The following is a 20,285-nucleotide window of genomic DNA, read 5'->3' on the forward strand; positions in this document are numbered from 1 at the left end:
TCGCCTGCTTCCACCGCGTCGATCACGGATGCACTCGCGCATCCCTCGCCGAAGTTCAGCTGCTCACACTACCGGTCGACGTGCGCTCCCGCCACCGCTCCGCCGAGCACCCAGCCGCGGTCGCTAGCGTGCGGGCATGACGACTGACGACTTCGGCTCGTACGTGGAGAAGAACGGCTTCCACCGCGACACCAACTACATCCCGACGCGCATCACGGCCGACGGCCGCGACGGCTTCCCGGTCGAGGCCGGCCGATACCGACTCGTGGTCGCGCGCGCGTGTCCGTGGGCGAACCGCGCCGTGATCGTGCGCCGCCTGCTCGGCCTCGAGGACGCGCTCTCCATGGGGATCTGCGGCCCGACGCACGACAAGCGCAGCTGGACCTTCGACCTCGATCCCGGCGGCGTGGATCCGGTGCTCGGCATCCCCCGCCTGCAGGACGCGTTCCTCAAGCGCTTCCCCGACTACCCGCGCGGCATCACCGTGCCGGCGATCGTCGACATCCCGACCGGCGAGGTCGTCACCAACGACTACCCGGTGATGACGCTCGACTTCTCGACGGAGTGGACCGCGTTCCACCGCGAGGGCGCTCCGGACCTCTACCCCGAGAAGCACCGCGACGAGATCGACGAGGTCGCCGAGCTCGTCTTCCACGACGTGAACAACGGCGTCTACAAGTGCGGCTTCGCCGGCTCGCAGAAGTCGTACGAGCGCGCCTACGACCGGCTCTGGGCCCGCCTCGACTGGCTCGAGGAGCGCCTGTCGACGCAGCGCTACCTCGTCGGCGACACGATCACCGAGGCGGATGTGCGCCTCTTCACGACGCTCGCGCGCTTCGACGCCGTCTACTACAGCCACTTCAAGGCCAACCGGAACCTGCTCTCGGCGATGCCGGCGCTCTGGGGCTACGCGCGCGACCTGTTCGCGACTCCGGGATTCGGCGACACGATCGACTTCAGCCACATCAAGTCGCACTACTACGAGGTCCAGCGCGACATCAACCCGACCGGAGTGGTGCCCAAGGGCCCAGATCTGTCGGGCTGGCTCGTGCCGTCAGGCCGCGAGGAGCTCGGCGGCCGCCCGTTCGGCGACGGCACTCCTCCCCCGCCCCCGATCGAGTCGGAGCGCGTGCCCGCCGGACACGGAGCCTGACGCCGAGGGGACCCCGGACCGTCGAGACAGCCTGCCCTCGAGGGCGGCCTCGACGGTCCGGGGTCCCCTCGCCGCACAGCCGTGCGCCGCGATCGCGACGGACGTGCGCCGCGACCCGGGCACCGCGGAGGGGCGCGGCGATAGCCTGGAGATCCTGAACGCGTACGTCGAGGAGAACCGTGTCTGACAAGCCCACCGCCACCGCCAACATCGGAGTCGTCGGTCTGGCGGTGATGGGCTCGAACCTCGCCCGCAACCTCGCCAGCCGCGAGGGCAACACCGTCGCCGTCTTCAACCGCTCCTACGGGCGCACCGAGACGCTGATCACCGAGCACCCCGAGGCCGGCTTCGTCGCCTCGGAGACGATCGAGGACTTCGCCGCCTCGCTCAGCACCCCGCGCACCGCGATCATCATGGTCCAGGCGGGCCGCGGCACCGACGCCGTGATCGAGCAGCTGACGAAGGTGTTCGAGCCCGGCGACATCATCGTCGACGGAGGCAACGCCCTCTTCACCGACACCATCCGCCGCGAGAAGACGGTCCGCGAGACCGGCATCCACTTCGTCGGCACCGGCATCTCGGGCGGCGAGGAGGGCGCGCTGAAGGGCCCGTCGATCATGCCAGGCGGCTCGGTCGAGTCGTACAAGACGCTCGGCCCGATCCTCTCCTCGATCGCCGCGGTCGCCGAGGGCGAGCCCTGCGTCACGCACATCGGCACCGACGGCGCCGGCCACTTCGTCAAGATGATCCACAACGGCATCGAGTACGCCGACATGCAGCTCATCGCCGAGGCGTACGACCTGCTCCGCACCGTCGGCGGCCACGAGCCCGCCGCGATCGCCGAGGTCTTCGACGCGTGGAACAAGGGCGACCTCGAGTCGTACCTGATCGAGATCACCGCCGAGGTCCTCCGCCAGGTCAACGCCGACACCGGCAAGCCCTTCATCGACGTCGTGCTCGACCAGGCCGGCTCGAAGGGCACCGGAGTCTGGACCGTGCAGAACGCGCTCGACCTGGGCGTGCCCGTCGGCGGCATCGCCGAGGCCGTCTTCGCCCGCGCCGTCTCCTCGAAGCCCGAGCAGCGCGCCGCCGTGCAGAAGCGCGTCACCTCGCGCCCGACCCCCGTCGCCCTCTACGACGGCTTCGAGGACGACGTCCGCGCCGCCCTCTACGCCTCGAAGGTCGTCGCCTACTCGCAGGGCTTCGACGCGATCATCGCCGGTGCCGAGAAGTACGGCTGGGAGATCGACAAGGGCGCCGTCGCGAAGATCTGGCGCGCGGGCTGCATCATCCGCGCCCAGTTCCTCAACCGCATCGTCGACGCGTACGCCGAGGACGCGAGCATCACCACGCTCCTCGAGGACCCGTACTTCGCCGAGGCCGTCGCCAACGGCGAGGCCGCCTGGCGCCGCATCGTCTCGACCGCCGCGCTCTCGGGCGTCCCGATCCCCGGCTTCGGCGCGGCGCTGTCGTACTACGACTCGCTCTCGTCGGTGCGCCTCCCCGCAGCGCTCGTGCAGGGCCAGCGCGACTTCTTCGGCGCGCACACCTACCAGCGCGTCGACAAGGAGGGCACCTTCCACACGCTGTGGTCCGGCGACCGCACCGAGGTCGAGCAGGACCCCTCGACCCACTAGTCGGCGACACGGCGAAGGCGCTCCCGCACCGAGGTGCAGGGGCGCCTTCGTCGTCGCGGTCAGCGCAGTCCGGTCAGCGCAGCCAGACGGTGGTGTCCGGAGGCAGCACGCCGTCGAGCGGTCCGCTCGCCAGGAGCACCTCGCCCTCGGGCAGCGCGGCAGCGGTGTCGCCGAAGTTCGTCACCGAGCGCCAGCCGTTGGGGCGCGCGAAGTGCAGGACGCCCTCCTGGCCGTCCCGCCACTCCAGCTGCTCGTCGGTCTGCAGCGCGTGCCGGAGCGCGAGGGCGCGGCGGTAGAGCGACAGGGTCGACTCCTCCCGCAGCTCCTCGGCCTCGACGGAGGCGTCGGCGAACCAGGTGGGCTGCGGCAGGTGCGCGCCGCCCGGACCGAAGCCGAAGGAGGTGCCCGTCGACTCCCACGGCAGCGGCACCCGGCAGCCGTCGCGACCGACGTCGGTCCCGCCGCTGCGGAAGAAGGTCGGGTCCTGGCGCTCGGCGTCGGGGATGCCGGCGACCTCGTGCAGGCCCAGCTCCTCGCCCTGGTAGAGGTAGGCCGATCCCGGCAGGGCCAGCAGGAGGAGGGTCGCGGCACGGGCGCGGCGGAGCCCCTTCTCGCGGTCGAGGGCCGGCTCCTCCCCTCCGCTCAGCAGCCACTGCTTCGCGGGGGCGACCGGAGCCTCGCCCTGCGCGGGCAGGCCGTAGCGGGTCGCGTGCCGCACCACGTCGTGGTTCGAGAGCACCCACGTGGTCGAGGAGCCCGACTCCGCGGCCAGCTCGAGGTTGAACGAGATCAGGCGGCGCACGGTGTCGGCGTCGAAGTCGGCCTCGAGCAGGTCGAAGTTGAAGGCCTGGCCGAGTCCTTCGGGGCTCGCGTAGCGGGCCCGCCTCGACGCGTCGACCCACGCCTCCGCCACCGCGGTGCGCGGCGGATCGTAGGAGTCGAAGAGCGCCCGCCACTCGGCGTACACCTCGTGCACCTCGTCGCGGTCCCAGAAGGGGTGGCTGCCGTCGAGGCGCTGCTCGACGAGCTCGGCGGAGGCGGCGAGCGGCTCGGTCAGATCCTTCACCAGCGAGTGCGCGACGTCGATCCGGAAGCCGTCGACCCCGCGGTCGGACCAGAAGCGGAGAGTCCGGAGGAAGTCGTCGCGGATCTCGCGGTTCGCCCAGTTCCAGTCGGGCTGCTCCCTCGCGAACAGGTGCAGGTACCACTGTCCGTCACCGACCGGCTCCCAGGCCGGGCCCCCGAAGACCGACTCCCAGTCGCTCGGCGGCAGGGCTCCGTCGGTGCCGCGGCCGTCGCGGAACACGTAGCGCTCCCGCTCGGGCGATCCCTTCGGGGCGGCGAGCGCCTCCTGGAACCACGGGTGCAGGTCGGAGGAGTGGTTCGGCACGATGTCGACGATCACACGGAGGCCCGCCTCGTGCAGCAGCGCCGTCATCTCGTCGAACTCGGCGAGCGTCCCGATCCGCGGGTCGACGTCGCGGTAGTCGGCCACGTCGTAGCCGCCGTCGGCGAGCGCCGACGGGTAGAACGGGCTGAGCCAGACCGCGTCCACCCCGAGCTCCCTCAGGTACGGGATGCGCTGGATGATCCCCGCGAGATCCCCGATCCCGTCCCCGTTCGCATCCGCGAAGCTCCGCGGGTAGATCTGGTACACCGCCGCCTGCCGCCACCACAGCGCGTCGTCCTTCGTCCCGCTCCTCGTGAGCACCGTGTCTGTCACGTGTTTCCTTCCCTTGATTGGTCTGTTTCGTTCACGCCACCCCGCTGAGGACGTGGACCTCGTTACGCCCGCTGCGCGGCCTACTCGATCAGCAGAGGCTGCCCCTGCGGCTCACGCGCAGCGCGGCCTTCCCCTGCTCGCGCACAGCGCGGCTTTCCCTGGCTCGCGCGCAGCGCGGCCCACCGCCTACCGCGTCCCCCGGAGCTGAGCCCGCGGGTCTCGGGGTGGTCAGCTGCAAGGCGGAGGAGGGCGCGATACCGGCGGTATCGCAACCGACGACAACGCCGCAGATGGCCGCCCCGAGGCCCGCGTGCCCTACTTGATGGCGCCCTGAGTAACGCCGGACATGACCCAGCGCTGGGTGAAGAGGTAGACGATGATCGCCGGCGCCATCGCCATCAGGTAGGAGGCGAAGGCGACGTTGTAGTCGTTGCTGAACTGGGTCTGGAAGATCTTCTGCAGCACCGGCAGCGTCTGCAGCGACGGGTCGGAGGTGATCAGCGACGGCATCATGAAGTCGTTCCAGGAGGCGAGGAAGGCGAAGATGCCGACCGTCGCGCTCATCGGGGCGAGCAGCGGGAACACCAGCCGCCAGAACACCTGGTTCGTCGACGCCCCGTCGAGGCGGGCGCTCTCCTCGAGCTCCTCCGGCAGCGAGCGGAGGAACGCGGTGAACAGCATCACGCTGAACGAGAGCTGGAACATCACGTGCAGGATCGCGACGCCGATCGGGTTGTCGAGGCCGACGAGCCCGGTGAGCGACACCTGCGAGAGCGCGAGCACCGGGAACGGCAGGAACATCGCGGCCAGCAGGTAGAAGAACGACCAGCGGTAGAAGCGCTTGTCCCAGTTGCGCGAGATGGCGAACGCGGCCAGCGCGCTGAGGACGATGGTGCCGCCGACCGTGATCGCCGACACGAGCACCGAGATCGCGAAGCCGCGCGGGAAGTCGGTGAGGTTCCACGCCTGCACGAAGCCGTCGACCGAGAACGGCAGCGGGATCGAGAAGGCGTTGCCGTCGACCGCCTGCGCCGTGGTCTTGAAGGCCATCGTGAGCGTGACCCAGAGCGGGCCGATCACCGAGAGGGCGCAGATCGCGAGCACGATCGTGAGGAGGAGGCTGGAGCGCTTCCGCCGGGCGCCGCGGCGGGCGTCGGCGTTCACCGCCGGCCGGGTTCCGGGGAGGGACGGGGCGAGGGGGACCTGGCTGGTCATCAGAAGGCCGCCTTTCCGCGCGAGACGCGCAGTTGCACGAGCGCGATCACGAGCGCGATGAGGAAGAAGATCGTGGCGTTGGCCATCTGGTAGGCGTAGTCGCCGCTGGTGAAGCCCGAGAAGATCGTCATCGCGACGCTGCGGGTCGAGGTTCCGGGGCCGCCGTCGGTGAGGCCGACGATGATGTCGTACGAGTTGAGGAAGTTCTTGAAGCCGATCACGAGGTTGATCACGACGTAGCCCGCGACGAGCGGGAGGGTGATCGAGCGCAGCTGACCCCAGGCGGAGGCGCCGTCGAGCGATGCGGCCTCGTAGACGTCTCCGGGGATGGAGAGCACCCCGGCGATGTAGATCAGCAGGGCGGAGGGGACCGCCTGCCAGGCGGTCACGATCACGATCGCGAGCCACGCGAGGTTCGGGTCGGCCAGCATGCTGCTGGCGAGCGGCGTGAAGGCGATCGACTCGGCGAAGGCGGGCAGCGAGTTCGAGAACAGGAAGTTGAAGACGAACGCGATGATGATGCCCGAGACGACCATCGGCAGCACGAACACGGCGCGGAGGGCGACCTTGCCGCGGATCTGCGACGTGAGAGCGATCGCGAGCAGGAACGCGACGACGTTCACCGCCACGACGGTGACCAGGGCGAGCAGGACCGTGAAGCCGTAGGAGGCGGCGATCGCCGGGTCCGAGAACAGTGCGACGTAGTTCGTCAGTCCGATGAAGGACCACTCGCCGAAGCCGATCGAGTCGGTGAAGCTGAAGAAGACGCCCATCGCCGCGGGCAGGGTGATCGCGAGCGTGAAGAGCACGAGCGCGGGCAGCAGATACAGGAGGAAGGTCCTGTCGGTGCGCTGCCGGCGCCGTTGCGGGGCGGCCGGGCGGGGCGCCTCGGTCGGGCGCGCCTCCGCTCGGGTGGGGGCCTGGAGTGCCATGGGTGTCTCGTCTCTGAGAGGTGGTGGGAAGCGGGGGGTCAGGAGCGGAACGCGATGCGCGCCCAGTCGGCGTCGACGGTGCGCAGCGTCGACGCGGGGTCGGAGCCGAGCACGATGCCCTGGAGGTAGTTCTGCAGCGGGATGTTCTGCGGCACGAGCTGCGAGGCCCCGAGGCTGAACGCGGCGCGGTCGTAGAACTCCTGCAGCTCGACGAGGGTCGGCTGCGTCACCGGGGGCGCGTCGGTCGTGACGCCGAACGCGTTGTTGTCGGCGTTGTACGCGTCGATGATCTCGGGCTGCATCAGGAAGGCCAGGAACTCGCGCGCCGCCTCCTTCTTCTCGGAGGCCTCGGGGATCCAGAGGGCGAGGTCGACGTTGACCCGCACCCGGCGGTCGTCGGGATCGTCGGTCATCGGCAGCGGGAACGCGCCGATCGAGAGGTCGGGCGCCGTCTTGGCGATCTCGCTCAGCGCCCACGGACCCTGGAACAGCATCGCGGCCTCGCCGTTCGAGAACGCGAGGTTGCCGTCTCCGTAGGCGCGGCTCGCCGCGTTGGGGTTCGAGTACGCGGCGACCTGCAGCATCTGGTCGACCGGGGCGGCGAAGTCCTTCTCGAACGACACCGGGGAGCCGGCTCCGACGTCGGCGCCCTGCTCCTTCAGCTGCGAGAAGAAGGCCTCGAGGTCGACGGTGCCGCCGACGGAGTAGTCGAACAGGCCCTGCGCGACCGTCCACGGATCCTTGTAGGTGCCGTAGATCGGGGTGATGCCCGCGGCGGTGAGCGCCTCGCAGACCGCGAGGAACTCGGTCCACGTCGTCGGCACCTCGAGCCCCTGCGCCGCGAAGATCTCGCGGTTGTAGAGCACCGCGGCCATCATCAGCGAGTACGGCAGGACGCTCGTGCGATCCGGGTAGGCCGCGGTCTGCTCGATCAGCGGCTGGATCGCGGGATTGATCCGCTTCGCCTCCGGCATGTCGGACAGATCGCTGAGGGCGCCCCGCTCGACGAAGCGCGCCACCTCGAAGTTGTAGTTGAGGCAGCCGAGGTCGGGCGGGTTGCTCCGCACGAAGCCGGCCGAGAGGTTCGAGGAGAAGTCGTGGACGACGCGGATCCGCGACTGCGACGCGTGGAAGCGGTCGATCACGTCGCCGAAGTAGCCGATGACCTCGGGCTTGGACTGGAAGAAGGTGATCTCGGTCACGCCGCCCGAGGAGCCGGGCGAGGCGCAGGCCGACAGGCCGAGCGCCGCGGCGCCGGCTCCCGCGGCCGCGAGGAGGGCGCGCCGGCTGAGTCCGCCGGCGGTGGAGGGTGAAAGGGGCACGTCGTCGTCTCCCGTGGATCGTGGATAAGTTGCTGTGTCGACTAAATCTAATGAGAAAATCTAGTACGCGATGTACTGTTGCAGCCGATCCGCCCGGGGTCAAGAGGGAGGTGCAGCGGATGTCCGAGGTCACCACGTTCTCGTTCCAGCGGCGCCGCAACGCCCTCGAGGTCCTCGGGCAGGCCTGGAGCGGAGCGCCCCTCACCGCCTCCGATCTCATCGAGCGCACCGGACTGACCCGCTCGACCGTGATCGCCGTCTGCGACGACCTCATCGAGCTCGGCTGGCTCCAGGAGCTCGAGAACCAGCGCGCCGCCGGCGACTACGTCAAGGGGCGACCGGCCCGCCGGTACTCACTCCGGCGCGACGCAGGGGTGGTCGTCGGCGTCGACGCCGGTCAGCACAGCGTCGGGGTCTTCGTCGCCGACCTGCTCGGCGAGACCGTCGCCCGGCGCACCGAGCCGGTCGCGCACGAGCACGTCGAGGACATCCCCCGCGAGCACCGCATCGCCGACATCGAGCGGGTCCTCGACCGCACCCTCGCCGAGGCGGGGATCAGCGACTCCGGTGTCCTCGCGATCACGTTCGGCGTCCCCGCACCGGTCGACGCCCGCGGTCGCTCGCCCGAGGGCGACAACGACTTCTGGGGCGTGATGAACCCCGGGCTCGCCGACCGGTTCGCCGACCGCGGCTGGGAGGCGGTGGTCGACAACGACGCCAACCTCGCCGCCCTCGCCGAGGGGTGGCGCGGAGCGGCCGTCGATGCCGACGACTACCTCGCCCTGCTCTCCGGCGAACGGCTCGGCGGAGGCGTCGTCCTGGGCGGACGCCTGCTGCGCGGTGCCCGCGGACTCACCGGCGAGATGCGCTACCTCGACCTGGTCGAGGGCGTCGGCTCGGCCGAGGGCATCGCGGCGCTCGCCCGGCACTGGGCGCACGAGGCGCTGGCCGTCCCCGGGCATCCCGCATCGCTCCTCGATCGGAGGGACGCTCCTGGAGCGGAGCAGGTCTTCGCCGCCGCGGAGGCGGGCGACCCGCTCGCTCAGGAGGTCGTCGACCGGCTCGCCGAGCGCCTGACGAACGTGGCCGCGACCCTGGCGAACCTGCTCGACGTCTCGCTCATCGTCGTGGGCGGCGCACTCGCCGCCTCCGCTCAGCCGCTGCTCGCCGACGTGGCACGGCGGCTGGTCGGCCGAGTGCACGCCCCGGCGCCGCGGATCCTGGCCTCCACACTCGGCGACCAGGCCGTCGCGCTCGGCGCTGTGCGCTCCGGTCTCGACCGGGTGCGAGCGGATCCGCTGTCGCTGCGACTCCCGGGCCGCGCCCTCGACGAGGTGTCGGGCGCCGGACGCTGAGCGGTCAGCGCCGGAACGCGCGGACGATCAGGAGCCCCGCGAGCACGATGGCCACCGCGGCGGCCGTCGCCGAGGGCAGGGCCAGCAGGAGCAGCAGCGCCATCGCGGCCCAGACGACCGCGGCCCAGGACACTCCCCTCGCGCCCCGGTCGAGGCGGCGGAGGGTCGACGCGACCAAGGCCGCGCCGATCGCGAAGGCGAGCAGCGCATCCGCGTCGAGGATCACCACGGCGAGCACCGAGACGAGGCACACCACGAGCTGGACCGCCGACGGCACGCCGGTCCGGCGGTTGCGGGCGGCGAACGGCCGGGGGATCTCGCCCTCGTCGGCGAGGCGCACCAGCGCCGAGGCGTCCCGTCTCGCCAGCACGACGAGCGCGAGGAGGGAGGCGACCACCGCCGCGATCGCGACCGGCACCTCCGCCGCCGTCCCCGCCACGGAGGCGCGCAACGGGGCCGCGGCCGCCGCGAGCGTCCCGGGCCCCACGAGGAGCAGGAGCCCGGTGCCGATCAGCGCGGCGAGCACGGCGGTGACGGCGATGCGGATCAGCGAGCCGCCGGTCCTCGATCCGGGCGCCGCCGTCGGGAAGAGGAGGAGCAGGAAGGCGGCCGCCGAGACCGCCCCCTCGGGACCGCCGAGGATCAGATCGGACGACGCCGCGCTCGGAGGGGTGACCAGCACGATCACGACCGCGGCGAGGAGGAGGAGTCCGACGAGCGCACCGAGGGTCACCGCCAGGCGCTGGCGGAGCACTCCCCCGCGCACGACGAAGAGCGTGACCGCGACCAGGAGGAGGATCGCGACCGGGCGAGCGCTCGCGCCGACCACCGACTCGGCGGCCGTGAGCGCGAGGGCGGCGGAGCCGAGCGCCCGGCCCGCGAGCCCCAGCCACTCCCCCGTCGGCCCGTCTTCCGCGGCCCGGCCTGCGTCCGCGAGGACGCCGAGGATCGCCGCGACCGTCGCGATCGCGAGCCCGAGGAGCAGCCACCAGCCGGCCTCGAGCGCCGCGGGCGACCAGACGAGGAACAGCCCCGCGAGCCCCACCACCCACACCGGCTCTCGCGGCGCACGCTTCGGACCCCCCGTCCGGGTCTGATCCGATCGCACAGCCACTCGCTCACCCTAGCGATCGCCCACCTCGTCGGTCCCGCCGTGGCCGGGAGGCGAGAGCGGAGCGAAGGTCCCCTCCTCGCCGATCGGCCCACCTCGTCGATGGAGCCCACCCTCTCCTCGCTGATCGAGTAGCCCGCGCAGCGGGCGTATCGAGATCCACATCCGTCAGAAGGGCAGGGCTGAAGCCTGGTCTGCTGACGCCGGTGGGTCTCGATACGCCCCTGCGGGGCTACTCGACCAGCATGCTCGGCGCCGGCTTCTCCTGCCGCCCTCCGCGCTGATCGAGTAGCCCGCGCAGCGGGCGTATCGAGATCCACATCCGTCAGAAGGCCGGGACTCAAGCCCGATCTGCTGACGCCGGTGGGTCTCGATACGCCCCTGCGGGGCTACTCGACCAGCAGGCTCGGCACGGACGCCGACTTCTCCCGCCGCCCGCTCGCTGATCGAGTAGCCCGCGCAGCGGGCGTATCGAGATCCACGTCCGTCAGAAGGGCAGCCGAAGCCTGATCTGCTGACGCCGGTGGGTCTCGATACGCCCCTGCAGGGCTACTCGACCAGCATGCTCGGCGCCGACTTCTCCCGCCGCCCGCTCGCTGATCGAGTAGCCCGCGCAGCGGGCGTATCGAGATCCACATCCGTCAGAAGGGCAGCCGAAGCCTGATCTGCTGACGCCGGTGGGTCTCGATACGCCCCTGCGGGGCTACTCGACCAGCAGGCTCGGCACGGACGCCGACTTCTCCCGCCGCCCGCTCGCTGATCGAGTAGCCCGCGCAGCGGGCGTATCGAGATCCACATCCGTCAGAAGACAAGGGCCGAAGCCTGATCTGCTGACGCTAGTGGGTCTCGATACGCCCCTGCGGGGCTACTCGACCAGCAGGGCGGAGCCACTCCACGCCCGAAGCCGCTGAGCGCGCCTCGGGGCGGTCGATCGCAAGGCGGACGAGGAAGCGATACCGGCGGTATCGCGACCGAGGACAACGCCGCAGATGGCCGTGCCGAGACCCGCTACGCGTCGCCGTCGAACATGGAGGTGACGGAGCCGTCATCGAAGACCTCGTGGATCGCCCGCGCGAGCAGCGGGGCGATGGGGAGGATCGTGAGGCGGTCCCAGCGCTTCTCCTCGGGGAGGGGGAGGGTGTCGGTGACGACGACGGAGTCGATGAACTCGGAGCTGAGCAGCTCGCGGGCCGGGTCGGAGAAGACCGCATGGGTCGCGGCCACGACGACTCCGACGGCGCCGGCGGCCTTGAGGGCCTCGGCCGCCTTGGCGATGGTGCGGCCGGTGTCGATGAGGTCGTCGACGAGGAGGCAGACGCGGCCGGCGACCTCTCCGACGATCTCGTGGACCGAGACCTGGTTGGCGACCTTGGGGTCGCGGCGCTTGTGGATGATCGCGAGCGGCACGCCGAGCTTGTCGCTCCAGATGTCGGCGACGCGGACGCGGCCCATGTCGGGCGAGACGATGGTGAGGGTCGACGGGTCGAGCTTCTCGCGGAAGTGCTCGAGGAGCACCGGCATGGCGAAGAGGTGGTCGACGGGCCCGTCGAAGAAGCCCTGGATCTGCGCGGCGTGCAGATCGACCGACATGATCCGGTCGGCTCCGGCGGCCTTGAAGAGGTCGGCGACGAGGCGGGCCGAGATCGGCTCGCGGCCGCGACCCTTCTTGTCCTGCCGGGCGTAGGGGTAGAACGGTGCGACGACCGTGATGCGCTTGGCCGAGGCGCGCTTGAGCGCGTCGACCATGATGAGCTGCTCCATGAGCCACTCGTTGATCGGCGAGGTGTGCGACTGCATGACGAACACGTCGCCTCCGCGGACGCTGTCGCCGTAGCGCACGTACAGCTCGCCGTTGGCGAAGGTGCGGCCCTCGGTGTTCACGAGCTCGGTGCCGAGCTCGGCGGCGACCTGCTCCGCCAGCGCCGGGTGCGCCCTCCCCGAGACGAGGACCAGGCTCTTCTTGTTGCTGGCGGTAATGGCCGTCACTGTGCTCCGCTTCCTCCGGTGGCCGGCTCGGTGCCCGTGGGCTCCGACGCCAGGGCTGCCTCGGCGGCGGTGGCCGACGCGGTTCCCGGGCGGTGGGTCTGCACCCATCCGGCCATGTTGCGCTGCGGAGCGACGGTGATCCCGAGGGCTCCGGCTGGGATGTCCTTGCGGATGACCGTGCCGGCGCCCGTGTACGCTCCGTCGCCGATTCTAACCGGGGCGACGAAGACGTTGTGCGACCCGGCCCGCACATGGGACCCCACTATCGAGGCGGCCTTGGTCACTCCGTCGTAGTTGGCGAAGATCGAGCCGGCGCCGATGTTCGACTCCTCGCCGATCGTCGCGTCGCCGACGTACGAGAGGTGGGGCACCTTCGAGCCGGCGCCGATGGTGGCGTTCTTCGTCTCGACGTAGGTGCCGATCTTGCCGCGGGCGCCGAGGACGGTGCCGGGACGGAGGTAGGAGAACGGCCCGACCTGGGCGCGGGCGCCGATCACGGCGAGGGTGGCGTCGGAGCGCTTCACCACGGCGTCCTCGCCGATCTCGCACGCGTCGAGGGTGGTGTCGGGGCCGATGATCGCGCCGGAGGCGATGACGGTCGGTCCCTTGATCTGGGTGCCGGGGAGGATCTCGACGTCGGGTGAGAGGACGGCGTCCACGTCGATCCAGGTGGTCGCCGGGTCCTGGATCGTGACCCCGGCGAGCTGCCAGCGCCGCACGATGCGGGCATTGAGCTCGAGCGCCGCGTCGGCGAGCTGGGCGCGGTCGTTGATGCCGGCGACGAGCCAGCGGTCCTGCACGGGGACGGCCTCGATGGCGCGACCCGCTGCCTTGAGCGCGGCAGCGGCGTCCGTCAGGTACTTCTCGCGCTGGGCGTTGTCGGTGCCGATCGCGCCGATCACCGAGCGGAGGGCGGCGGCGTCGAACGCGTACACCCCGGCGTTGGTCTCGGTGAGGGCGAGCTCGGCGTCGCTCGCGTCCTTCTGCTCGACGATGGAGGCGAATCCGCCGTCGCCCGCGCGCACGATGCGCCCGAACCCGGTCGGTTCCTCGAGCACGCACGAGAGCATCGTCAGCGCGTTCGCAGCGGCGAGGTGCTCGTCGACGAGGCGGCGGAGGGTCGTGGCGTCGAGGAGGGGGACGTCGGCGCTGAGCACCACGACCGTCCCGTCGAAGTCGTCGGGCAGCGCCGCGAGGCCGAGCTCGACCGCACGGCCGGTGCCGGGCACCTCGTCCTGATCGACCACGAGGGCCGCGGGGGTGTGCTCGAGGACCGCCTCCGCCACCCGCGCGCGCTCGTGGCGGACGACGGTGACGACGTGGGCGGCGTCGAGGGAGGCCGCGGTGTCGAGGACGTGCCCGAGCAGCGGGCGACCCGCCAGCCGGTGCAGGACCTTCGGGGTGCGGGACTTCATCCGGGTGCCCTGACCGGCGGCCAGGATCACGACCGCGAGCGTGCTGTCGACCATGTCTCGTTCTCCTCCGGGGCCGACCCGCGCGGGTGGACCCTGCTCCGCCACCAGGATTCGAACCTGGACCGGACAGCTCCAAAGGCTGCCGTGCTGCCGTTACACCATGGCGGACCGCGCTCGCGCGCGCCGTCCATCCTGCCATCCGCCCGCGCTCGACCCGCACTCCGCGGCGCCGGGCGGGAGGGTCGAGTCCCCCACCTCCGTCGCCGCGCGGACCGCGATGCGGTGCTCGAGGGCGGCGAGGCCGTCGACGTGCTCGTACAGCGACGGGTTCCCGACCCCGAGCCGATCGGCGACGGCGCTCGTGCTGAGCCGGCCGAGCCCCCGCTCGTCGGCGAGGGCCGCGCCGGCCTCCGTGACGATCGCGGCGTCGAGCCCGGCTCTAGGCGCGGCGCGTGGCGGCGAGGGTCCTGCCGAGGAAGGGCAGGAGCAGTCGGAGCAGCTCGTCGGGGGTCTCGGTGTGCGGGTAGTGGCCGGCGCCGTCGATGACGGCGAGCTCGCCGAGGCCGGCGGGCAGGTCGGCGAGGATCCGCTCGCCCTCGGCGCGCGGGTCGGCCCAGTCGGGGTCGGCGCCGCCCTCGACGATGAGCACCGGGCACGTCACGTTGCCCAGCTGGGCTCCGGCGTCGGCCGGAGTGGTCGTGGTCATGGCCTTCAGCACGCGCATCCGCTCGGGGCGGCTCAGGCTCGTCTCGATCCGGGCGCGCTCGCGGGCCCAGTCGACGGGCTTCGTGGGGATCGCCAAGTCGAGGTAGGCGAGCCACCCCTTCAGGCTGCCGGTCATCATGACCTTCGCCAGCTCGATCGTGCCGGCGCGGTGCTTCTTCACCCGCAGGAGCCCCCCGAAGTCCATCGACTGCTTGCGCGTGAAGGGAGCGAGCTCGGCGAGGCCGACGACGAGGTCGGGCGCCGTGGCGGCGGCGATCGTCGCCGCACCGCCGCTGATCGACTGGCCGACGAGGACGGCCGGGCCGCCGAGGTGGCGGACGAGGGCGACCAGGTCGCCGGCGATGTCCGTACGGCTGTAGCCCTTCCAGTCGACGCTGGACTCGCCGCATCCGCGGAGGTCGACGTTGGCGACGCGGTAGCCCGCGGCGACGAGGGCCGGGACGATGAAGCGGTAGGAGTGGCGGCTGTCGCCCATGCCGTGGGCGAGCACCACGAGGGGTCCCTCTCCCGTCAGGTCGTACGCGATGGTGCCTTCGTCCAGGGTCAGGAACTCGGTCATGTCGTCCTCCAGTCGGCTAATGCGGATAGCCACAAGCTAGAGGCTATAGCCGTTGATGTCAACAGCGGTCGCCGCCGGCACGACGGAGGGCGTCCACCCGCCAGAATGGAGGGGTGAGTGCGAATGACGAGGTCGACGGGATCGTCGACGCCTGGGTGCGCGAGCGGCCCGACCTCGACTTCACTCCCCTGCAGGTCTTCTCGCGCATGCGGAGGCTCGCCAAGCAGCTCGAGCGCGCCCGCGGCATCGCCTTCGGCCGCTCCGAGCTCGAGACGTGGGAGTTCGACGTCCTCTCGGCGCTCCGCCGCGCCGGCGCTCCCTACCGGATGAGCCCCAAGCAGCTGCTGCAGGCGACCATGGTCACCAGCGGCACCATGACCAACCGCATCGACCGCCTGGTCGAGCGCGACCTGGTCGAGCGCCTCGACGACCCGAACGACGGCCGCGGCGTGCTCGTGCAGATGACGCCGTCCGGGCTCGCCCGCGTCGACGCCGCGATCACCCGCCTGGTCGACGCCGAGCAGGAGCTGCTGGGCGCGCTCACGCACGCGCAGCAGGAGCGGCTCGCGCAGCTCCTCCGGAAGCTCTCACTCGACTTCGGCTGAGCGCGACGTCAGCCAGGAGTTCCGCTCGCGCACCATGGCGCGCGAGCGGAACTCTGAGCCGATGGTGCGCGGGCCTCAGGCCTCGAGCAGCTCCGAGAGCTCCAGCCAGCGCAGCTCGAGCTCGGCGGTCTCGTCCGCGTAGGTCCGGAGCTTCGCGTTCAGCTCGAGGATGCCGTCGTAGTCGTCCGGGTCGTGGGTCGCCATCTTCTCGTGCACCGCGGCTGTGAGCTGCCCCAGCTTCGAGAGACGCCTGTCGATCGCCGACACCTCCTTCGTCGCGGTGCGGCGCTCGGCACCCGCGAGACCGGGAGCGGCGGCGGACGCGCCTCCCGACGCGGCTGCCGGCGCCCCCTTCTCGAGGGCGCGGCGCAGCTCGAGGTACTGCTCGACTCCGCCCGGCAGGTGCCGGAACGCGCCGTCCATCACCGCGTACTGCTGGTCGGTGACGCGCTCGAGCAGGTACCGGTCGTGCGAGACGACGAGCAGGGTGCCGGGCCAGGAGTCGAGGAGGTCCTCGATCGCGGCCAGCATGTCGGTGTCGAGATCGTTGGTGGGCTCGTCGAGGATGAGCACGTTCGGCTCGCTGAGCAGGATGAGCAGCAGCTGGAGGCGGCGGCGCTGGCCACCCGAGAGGTCCTTGACCGGCGTCGAGAGCTGGGCGCTCGAGAAGCCGAGGCGCTCGAGCAGCTGGCCCGGCGTCATGTCCTTGCCGCCGATGGAGTAGCTGGTGCGCTGCTCCGCGATGATCTCCCGGACCGGCTGGTGCTGCACCTCCGTCAGCTCGCGCAGCTGCTGGTCGAGGATCGCGACGCGGACCGTCGTGCCGCGCTTGACCCTGCCGCTGGTGGGCTGGACGCTTCCGGCCACCAGCCCGAGGAGCGTGGACTTGCCGGCCCCGTTCACGCCGAGGATGCCGGTGCGCTCGCCCGGAGCGATCCGCCACTCGATGCGGTTCAGCACGGTGCGCTCGCCGTAGCGGACGGTGACGTCGAGCAGGTCGACGACGTCCTTCCCCAGGCGCGAGACGGCGAGCTGCGAGAGCGACACCGAGTCGCGCACCGGAGGCTCGTCCTCGATCAGCTGATTGGCCGCGTCGATGCGGAACTTGGGCTTCGCCGTGCGGGCGGGCGCGCCGCGGCGGAGCCAGGCGAGCTCCTTCTTCATCAGGTTCTGGCGCTTGGCCTCCATCGTGGACGCCATCCGGTCGCGCTCGACGCGCTGCAGGATGTAGGCCGCGTAGCCGCCCTCGAAGGGCTCGACGATGCGGTCGTGCACCTCCCAGGTCGCGGTGCAGATCTCGTCGAGGAACCAGCGATCGTGGGTCACGACCGCGAGCCCGCCGGAGGAGACGGCCCAGCGGCGCTTGAGGTGCTCGGCGAGCCAGGCGATGCCCTCGACGTCGAGGTGGTTGGTGGGCTCGTCGAGGAACACGACGTCCCAGTCGCCGACGAGCAGCTTCGCGAGCGCGACCCGACGGCGCTGGCCTCCGGAGAGGGATCCGACGATGCCGTCCCACGGCACGTCGCGCAGCAGCCCGGCGATCACGTCGCGGGTGCGTGCATCACCGGCCCACTCGTGCTCGTCGAGGCCGCCGACGACGGCCTGGGCGACGGTGAGGTCCTCGTCGACGGTGTCGGCCTGGTCGAGCATGCCCAGGGTGACGCCGCGGCGGTGCGTGACGCGACCGCTGTCGGGCTCGATGCGCTGCGCGAGGAGGCGGAGGAGCGTCGACTTGCCGTCGCCGTTGCGTCCGACGATCCCGATCCGGTCGCCCTCCTCGATGCCCAGGGAGACGTCGTCGAAGATGACCCGCGTGGGGTACTCGAGTCGGAGCGCCTCGGCGCCCAGCAGATGTGCCATAGGGATCCAGCCTAGGCGCTCCAGCAGGGCCGGCATCACTGAGCGGGCCTCCGCGCGGTGGGATGCAAGGCGGAGGAGGGAGCGATACCGGCGGCATCGCGACCGACGACAACGCCGCAGACCGCCCTGCGGAGGCCCGCTCAGGCCACGGTGATCGTGCGCATGTGCCAGCCGGAGGCTCCGTCGGGGGCGGGGGGCGCCTCCTCCGAGGTCTGCACCAGGCCCTCGGAGTCGGTCGCGCGGACCAGGAGGACGTGGTCGCCGGCGATCGCCTCCCACTCGTAGACCCACTGGATCCAGGTGTCGGCGGTGACGGCCTCGGCGAGGCGCGCGGGCTGCCACACGCCGCCGTCGACCTGCACCTCCACGCCTGCGATGCCGGTGTGCGGCGCCCAGGCGACTCCGGCGACCGCGACGGTGCCGGCGGCGACCGCCTGGCCCTGCCGTGGCACGTCGATCCGGGACTCGATCTTGATCGGGCCGCGCTCGGTCCAGCCGCGAGTCGACCAGTAGGCGACGTCGTCGGCGAAGGTCGTGACCTTGAGCTCGGTGACCCACTTCGTCGCCGAGACGTAGCCGTAGAGCCCGGGCACGACCAGGCGCGCCGGGAAGCCGTGCTCGACCGGGAGCGGCTCGCCGTTCATCCCGACCGCCACGATGCTCGGCCGGCCCTCGTCCTGCAGGACCTCGAGCGGGCTGGAGGCCGTGAATCCGTCGACACTGCGCGAGAGGACCATGTCGGCGCCCGCGAGCGGCCGGGCGCGGGCGAGGAGGTCGCGGATCGGGTAGCCGAGCCAGAGAGCGGTGCCGATCAGGTCGCCGCCGACCTCGTTCGAGACGCACGAGAGGGTGACCAGGTGCTCCTCGAGCGGGAGGGCGAGCAGCTCGTCCCAGGTGATCGTCACCTCCTCCTCGACCATGCCCGTGATGCGGAGCGACCAGTCGGCCGGGTCGACGGACGGCACCGAGAGCGCGGTGTCGATCCGGTAGAAGTCGGCGTTCGACGTCAGGTAGGGCGTGATCCCCTCGATGTCGTCGAGCATCGCCGCGGCTGGGACGGCGGGCGCGGTGCTCGCGGGGGCGGGCAGCTTCACGGCCTCCCGCACGGCGGTCACGGCGGCGGAGGCGGCGGTCACCATCCGGGCACCGACGCCCACCACGACGGCGGCGGCGCCGGCGATGCCGACCAGGCGGAGGAAGGAGCGGCGGTCGGTGCCGCCGCGCGCGGGCTCCTCCTCCCAGCCGCGGAGGCGGGCGGCGGCGGCCCGCAGGAACGCGGCGCCCACGACCATGCCGGCGACGCTGGGGGCGGCGGCGAGACCCGACGCGCCCTCGCGGGTGACGGCGGCCAGGGCGCCCAGGCCCGCGACGGCGGCGAGCACGAGCACGCCTAGCGGAGGCCTGCGGTACTCGAGCAGTCCGGCCGCGACCGCGAGGAGCGCGACGGCGACGCCCACCGACACCAGCAGGACGACCTTGTCGCCCGTGCCGAACAGCGCGATGACGGTGTCCTTGACGCCGGGCGGCACGATGTCGATGACGAAGCCGCCGACGGCGACGAGCGGGCTGCCTCCCGCGCCGGTGAACACGGCCACGAGCTCGGCGCTCGCAAGGGCGACTGCGGCGGCGACGATCCCCGAGAGGATCGCGAGGAGTGCGGCTCGTCTGGGGGACATGAGCGGCACTCTAGGCCACGAGTCCGGGCCTTGACTGCGGGTCGGGGCTGCGAGCGCGGACCGCGACTAGCCGGAGACGATGCGCGCGCCGTGCACCGGACCGGTCACGCGGACGGCCCGCAGGCGCGCGCCGGTCAGCTCGCGGTGCAGATCCTCGGCGGCGTCGGCGTCCGGCGCCAGGAAGGCCACGGTCGGCCCGGAGCCGGACACGAGGCCGCCGAGGGCTCCGCGCCCCTCCCCCAGCTCGAGGATCCGCGCGAGACCCGGCTGCAGGTGCAGCGCCGGGGCCTGCAGGTCGTTGTGCATCGCGTCCGCGAGCATCGCCGCGTCTCCCGCGCGCAGGGCCTGCAGCACGTTCGGGTCGATGCTCGGGGTCGCCGCGATCGGGCGGAAGTCGCGCAGGTGCCGCTCGCGATGGCGGTCGAGCTCGCTGTACACCTCGGGGGTCGACAGGCCCTGCTCCGACAGCACGAGGACCCACTCGAAGCGGCCCTTCGCCAGCGCGGGGCTCAGCTCGTCGCCGCGACCGACGCCGATCGCGGTGCCTCCGGTGAACGAGAACGGCACGTCGGCGCCGAGGCTCGAGGCGATGCCGAGCAGCTGCTCACGGGTGCACGCGGTGCCCCAGAGCGCGTCGCAGGCGAGGAGGGTGGCGGCGGCGTCGGCCGAGCCGCCTCCCATGCCCCCGGCGATCGGGACGTTCTTCTCGATCGCGAGGTGCACGCCTCCGCGGTACCCGGTCGCCCTGGCGAGCGCACGGGCCGCCTTGATCGCGAGGTTCGATCCGTCGGTCGCGAGATCGTCGGTGTCGATCGAGCCCGAGAACTCGACCGAGAAGTCGGGGGCGTCGCTCGCGTAGACGTCCTCGTAGAGCGACAGCGACTGGAACGCGGTCGCGAGCTCGTGGTACCCGTCGTCGCGGACCGCGCCCACCTTGAGGTAGACGTTGATCTTGCCTGGCGCCCGCGCGTGGACCCGGGTCGACGTCGCGCGAGGGGCCATGGCCTCCA

At 71.7% G+C, this 20,285-nt stretch carries 16 protein-coding genes and 1 tRNA gene; 4 read left to right on the plus strand and 13 right to left on the minus strand.

The genetic code is table 11. From position 1 onward, the window contains the following. The first annotated feature begins 136 nt into the window (after nt 1-136). Both GRS92_RS14020 and gndA read left to right on the plus strand, forming a co-directional pair. The gene (locus GRS92_RS14020; protein ID WP_159857428.1) at nt 137-1,153 is read left to right on the plus strand and encodes a glutathione S-transferase family protein; all 1,017 of its coding nucleotides are present in this window, start codon (nt 137-139) and stop codon (nt 1,151-1,153) included. 179 nt (nt 1,154-1,332) lie between these two features. Further along, nucleotides 1,333-2,790 (plus strand): NADP-dependent phosphogluconate dehydrogenase, encoded by a 1,458-nt coding sequence (gene gndA, locus GRS92_RS14025; protein WP_159857430.1) that lies wholly within the window; start codon nt 1,333-1,335, stop codon nt 2,788-2,790. A 73-nt stretch (nt 2,791-2,863) separates the two neighbouring features. Here gndA and GRS92_RS14030 read toward each other — a convergent pair whose 3' ends face one another. The 4 genes from GRS92_RS14030 to GRS92_RS14045 all read right to left on the minus strand — a co-directional run bounded on the left by GRS92_RS14030 (nt 2,864) and on the right by GRS92_RS14045 (nt 7,982). Further along, nucleotides 2,864-4,513 (minus strand): glycoside hydrolase family 13 protein, encoded by a 1,650-nt coding sequence (locus GRS92_RS14030; RefSeq protein ID WP_159857432.1) that lies wholly within the window; start codon nt 4,511-4,513, stop codon nt 2,864-2,866. A gap of 315 nt (nt 4,514-4,828) precedes the next feature. Then, nucleotides 4,829-5,728: a carbohydrate ABC transporter permease gene (locus GRS92_RS14035; protein ID WP_159857434.1), complete on the minus strand. Its 900-nt coding sequence runs from the start codon at nt 5,726-5,728 to the stop codon at nt 4,829-4,831. Then, nucleotides 5,728-6,660 (minus strand): carbohydrate ABC transporter permease, encoded by a 933-nt coding sequence (locus GRS92_RS14040; protein WP_159857436.1) that lies wholly within the window; start codon nt 6,658-6,660, stop codon nt 5,728-5,730. Before GRS92_RS14040 ends, GRS92_RS14035 begins: the two co-directional genes overlap by 1 nt. A gap of 38 nt (nt 6,661-6,698) precedes the next feature. Then, complete coding sequence (locus tag GRS92_RS14045; RefSeq protein WP_159857438.1) at nt 6,699-7,982, minus strand: ABC transporter substrate-binding protein; 1,284 nt, start codon at nt 7,980-7,982, stop codon at nt 6,699-6,701. A gap of 119 nt (nt 7,983-8,101) precedes the next feature. Between GRS92_RS14045 and GRS92_RS14050 the strand changes: the two genes are divergently transcribed. Further along, nucleotides 8,102-9,337: an ROK family protein gene (locus GRS92_RS14050; RefSeq protein ID WP_159857440.1), complete on the plus strand. Its 1,236-nt coding sequence runs from the start codon at nt 8,102-8,104 to the stop codon at nt 9,335-9,337. A 4-nt stretch (nt 9,338-9,341) separates the two neighbouring features. Here GRS92_RS14050 and GRS92_RS14055 read toward each other — a convergent pair whose 3' ends face one another. The 6 genes from GRS92_RS14055 to GRS92_RS14080 all read right to left on the minus strand — a co-directional run bounded on the left by GRS92_RS14055 (nt 9,342) and on the right by GRS92_RS14080 (nt 15,134). After that, complete coding sequence (locus tag GRS92_RS14055; protein ID WP_159857442.1) at nt 9,342-10,385, minus strand: hypothetical protein; 1,044 nt, start codon at nt 10,383-10,385, stop codon at nt 9,342-9,344. Nucleotides 10,386-11,456: 1,071 nt separating this feature from the next. Next, entirely contained in the window at nt 11,457-12,434 is a 978-nt protein-coding gene (locus GRS92_RS14060; RefSeq protein WP_159857444.1) for a ribose-phosphate diphosphokinase, read from the minus strand. After that, entirely contained in the window at nt 12,431-13,903 is a 1,473-nt protein-coding gene (gene glmU / locus GRS92_RS14065; protein ID WP_159857446.1) for a bifunctional UDP-N-acetylglucosamine diphosphorylase/glucosamine-1-phosphate N-acetyltransferase GlmU, read from the minus strand. The genes GRS92_RS14060 and glmU overlap by 4 nt, the downstream gene beginning before the upstream one ends. Nucleotides 13,904-13,945: 42 nt before the next feature. Next, nucleotides 13,946-14,017: transfer RNA gene (locus GRS92_RS14070), tRNA-Gln, on the minus strand. Next, nucleotides 14,003-14,269 (minus strand): TetR family transcriptional regulator, encoded by a 267-nt coding sequence (locus GRS92_RS14075; RefSeq protein WP_159857619.1) that lies wholly within the window; start codon nt 14,267-14,269, stop codon nt 14,003-14,005. Before GRS92_RS14075 ends, GRS92_RS14070 begins: the two co-directional genes overlap by 15 nt. A gap of 19 nt (nt 14,270-14,288) precedes the next feature. After that, nucleotides 14,289-15,134, minus strand: coding sequence for an alpha/beta fold hydrolase (locus GRS92_RS14080; RefSeq protein WP_159857448.1), 846 nt, complete (start codon nt 15,132-15,134; stop codon nt 14,289-14,291). 113 nt (nt 15,135-15,247) lie between these two features. On the opposite strand from GRS92_RS14080, the gene GRS92_RS14085 reads away from it, so the two are divergent. Continuing rightward, the gene (locus GRS92_RS14085; RefSeq protein WP_068251926.1) at nt 15,248-15,739 is read left to right on the plus strand and encodes a MarR family winged helix-turn-helix transcriptional regulator; all 492 of its coding nucleotides are present in this window, start codon (nt 15,248-15,250) and stop codon (nt 15,737-15,739) included. Between the two features lie 75 nt (nt 15,740-15,814). On the opposite strand, the gene GRS92_RS14090 is transcribed toward GRS92_RS14085, so the two are convergent. From GRS92_RS14090 to GRS92_RS14100, 3 genes are all read right to left on the minus strand, one after another. Beyond that, complete coding sequence (locus tag GRS92_RS14090; RefSeq protein ID WP_159857450.1) at nt 15,815-17,599, minus strand: ABC-F family ATP-binding cassette domain-containing protein; 1,785 nt, start codon at nt 17,597-17,599, stop codon at nt 15,815-15,817. 140 nt (nt 17,600-17,739) lie between these two features. Then, entirely contained in the window at nt 17,740-19,275 is a 1,536-nt protein-coding gene (locus GRS92_RS14095) for a molybdopterin-dependent oxidoreductase (protein WP_159857452.1), read from the minus strand. A 66-nt stretch (nt 19,276-19,341) separates the two neighbouring features. Continuing rightward, nucleotides 19,342-20,277: a 4-(cytidine 5'-diphospho)-2-C-methyl-D-erythritol kinase gene (locus GRS92_RS14100; RefSeq protein WP_159857454.1), complete on the minus strand. Its 936-nt coding sequence runs from the start codon at nt 20,275-20,277 to the stop codon at nt 19,342-19,344. Nucleotides 20,278-20,285 lie beyond the last annotated feature (8 nt).

The sequence above is a fragment of the Rathayibacter sp. VKM Ac-2754 genome (genome assembly GCF_009807095.1).
GTDB lineage: Bacteria > Actinomycetota > Actinomycetes > Actinomycetales > Microbacteriaceae > Rathayibacter.

Coding starts and splice junctions, on each gene's coding strand:
- GRS92_RS14095 (WP_159857452.1), bottom strand. CDS start 19,275: ATGTCCCCCAGACGAGCCGCACTCCTCGCGATCCTCTCGGGGATCGTC.
- GRS92_RS14035 (WP_159857434.1), bottom strand. CDS start 5,728: ATGACCAGCCAGGTCCCCCTCGCCCCGTCCCTCCCCGGAACCCGGCCG.
- glmU (WP_159857446.1), bottom strand. CDS start 13,903: ATGGTCGACAGCACGCTCGCGGTCGTGATCCTGGCCGCCGGTCAGGGC.
- GRS92_RS14040 (WP_159857436.1), bottom strand. CDS start 6,660: ATGGCACTCCAGGCCCCCACCCGAGCGGAGGCGCGCCCGACCGAGGCG.
- GRS92_RS14080 (WP_159857448.1), bottom strand. CDS start 15,134: ATGACCGAGTTCCTGACCCTGGACGAAGGCACCATCGCGTACGACCTG.
- GRS92_RS14090 (WP_159857450.1), bottom strand. CDS start 17,599: ATGGCACATCTGCTGGGCGCCGAGGCGCTCCGACTCGAGTACCCCACG.
- GRS92_RS14050 (WP_159857440.1), top strand. CDS start 8,102: ATGTCCGAGGTCACCACGTTCTCGTTCCAGCGGCGCCGCAACGCCCTC.
- GRS92_RS14020 (WP_159857428.1), top strand. CDS start 137: ATGACGACTGACGACTTCGGCTCGTACGTGGAGAAGAACGGCTTCCAC.
- GRS92_RS14100 (WP_159857454.1), bottom strand. CDS start 20,277: ATGGCCCCTCGCGCGACGTCGACCCGGGTCCACGCGCGGGCGCCAGGC.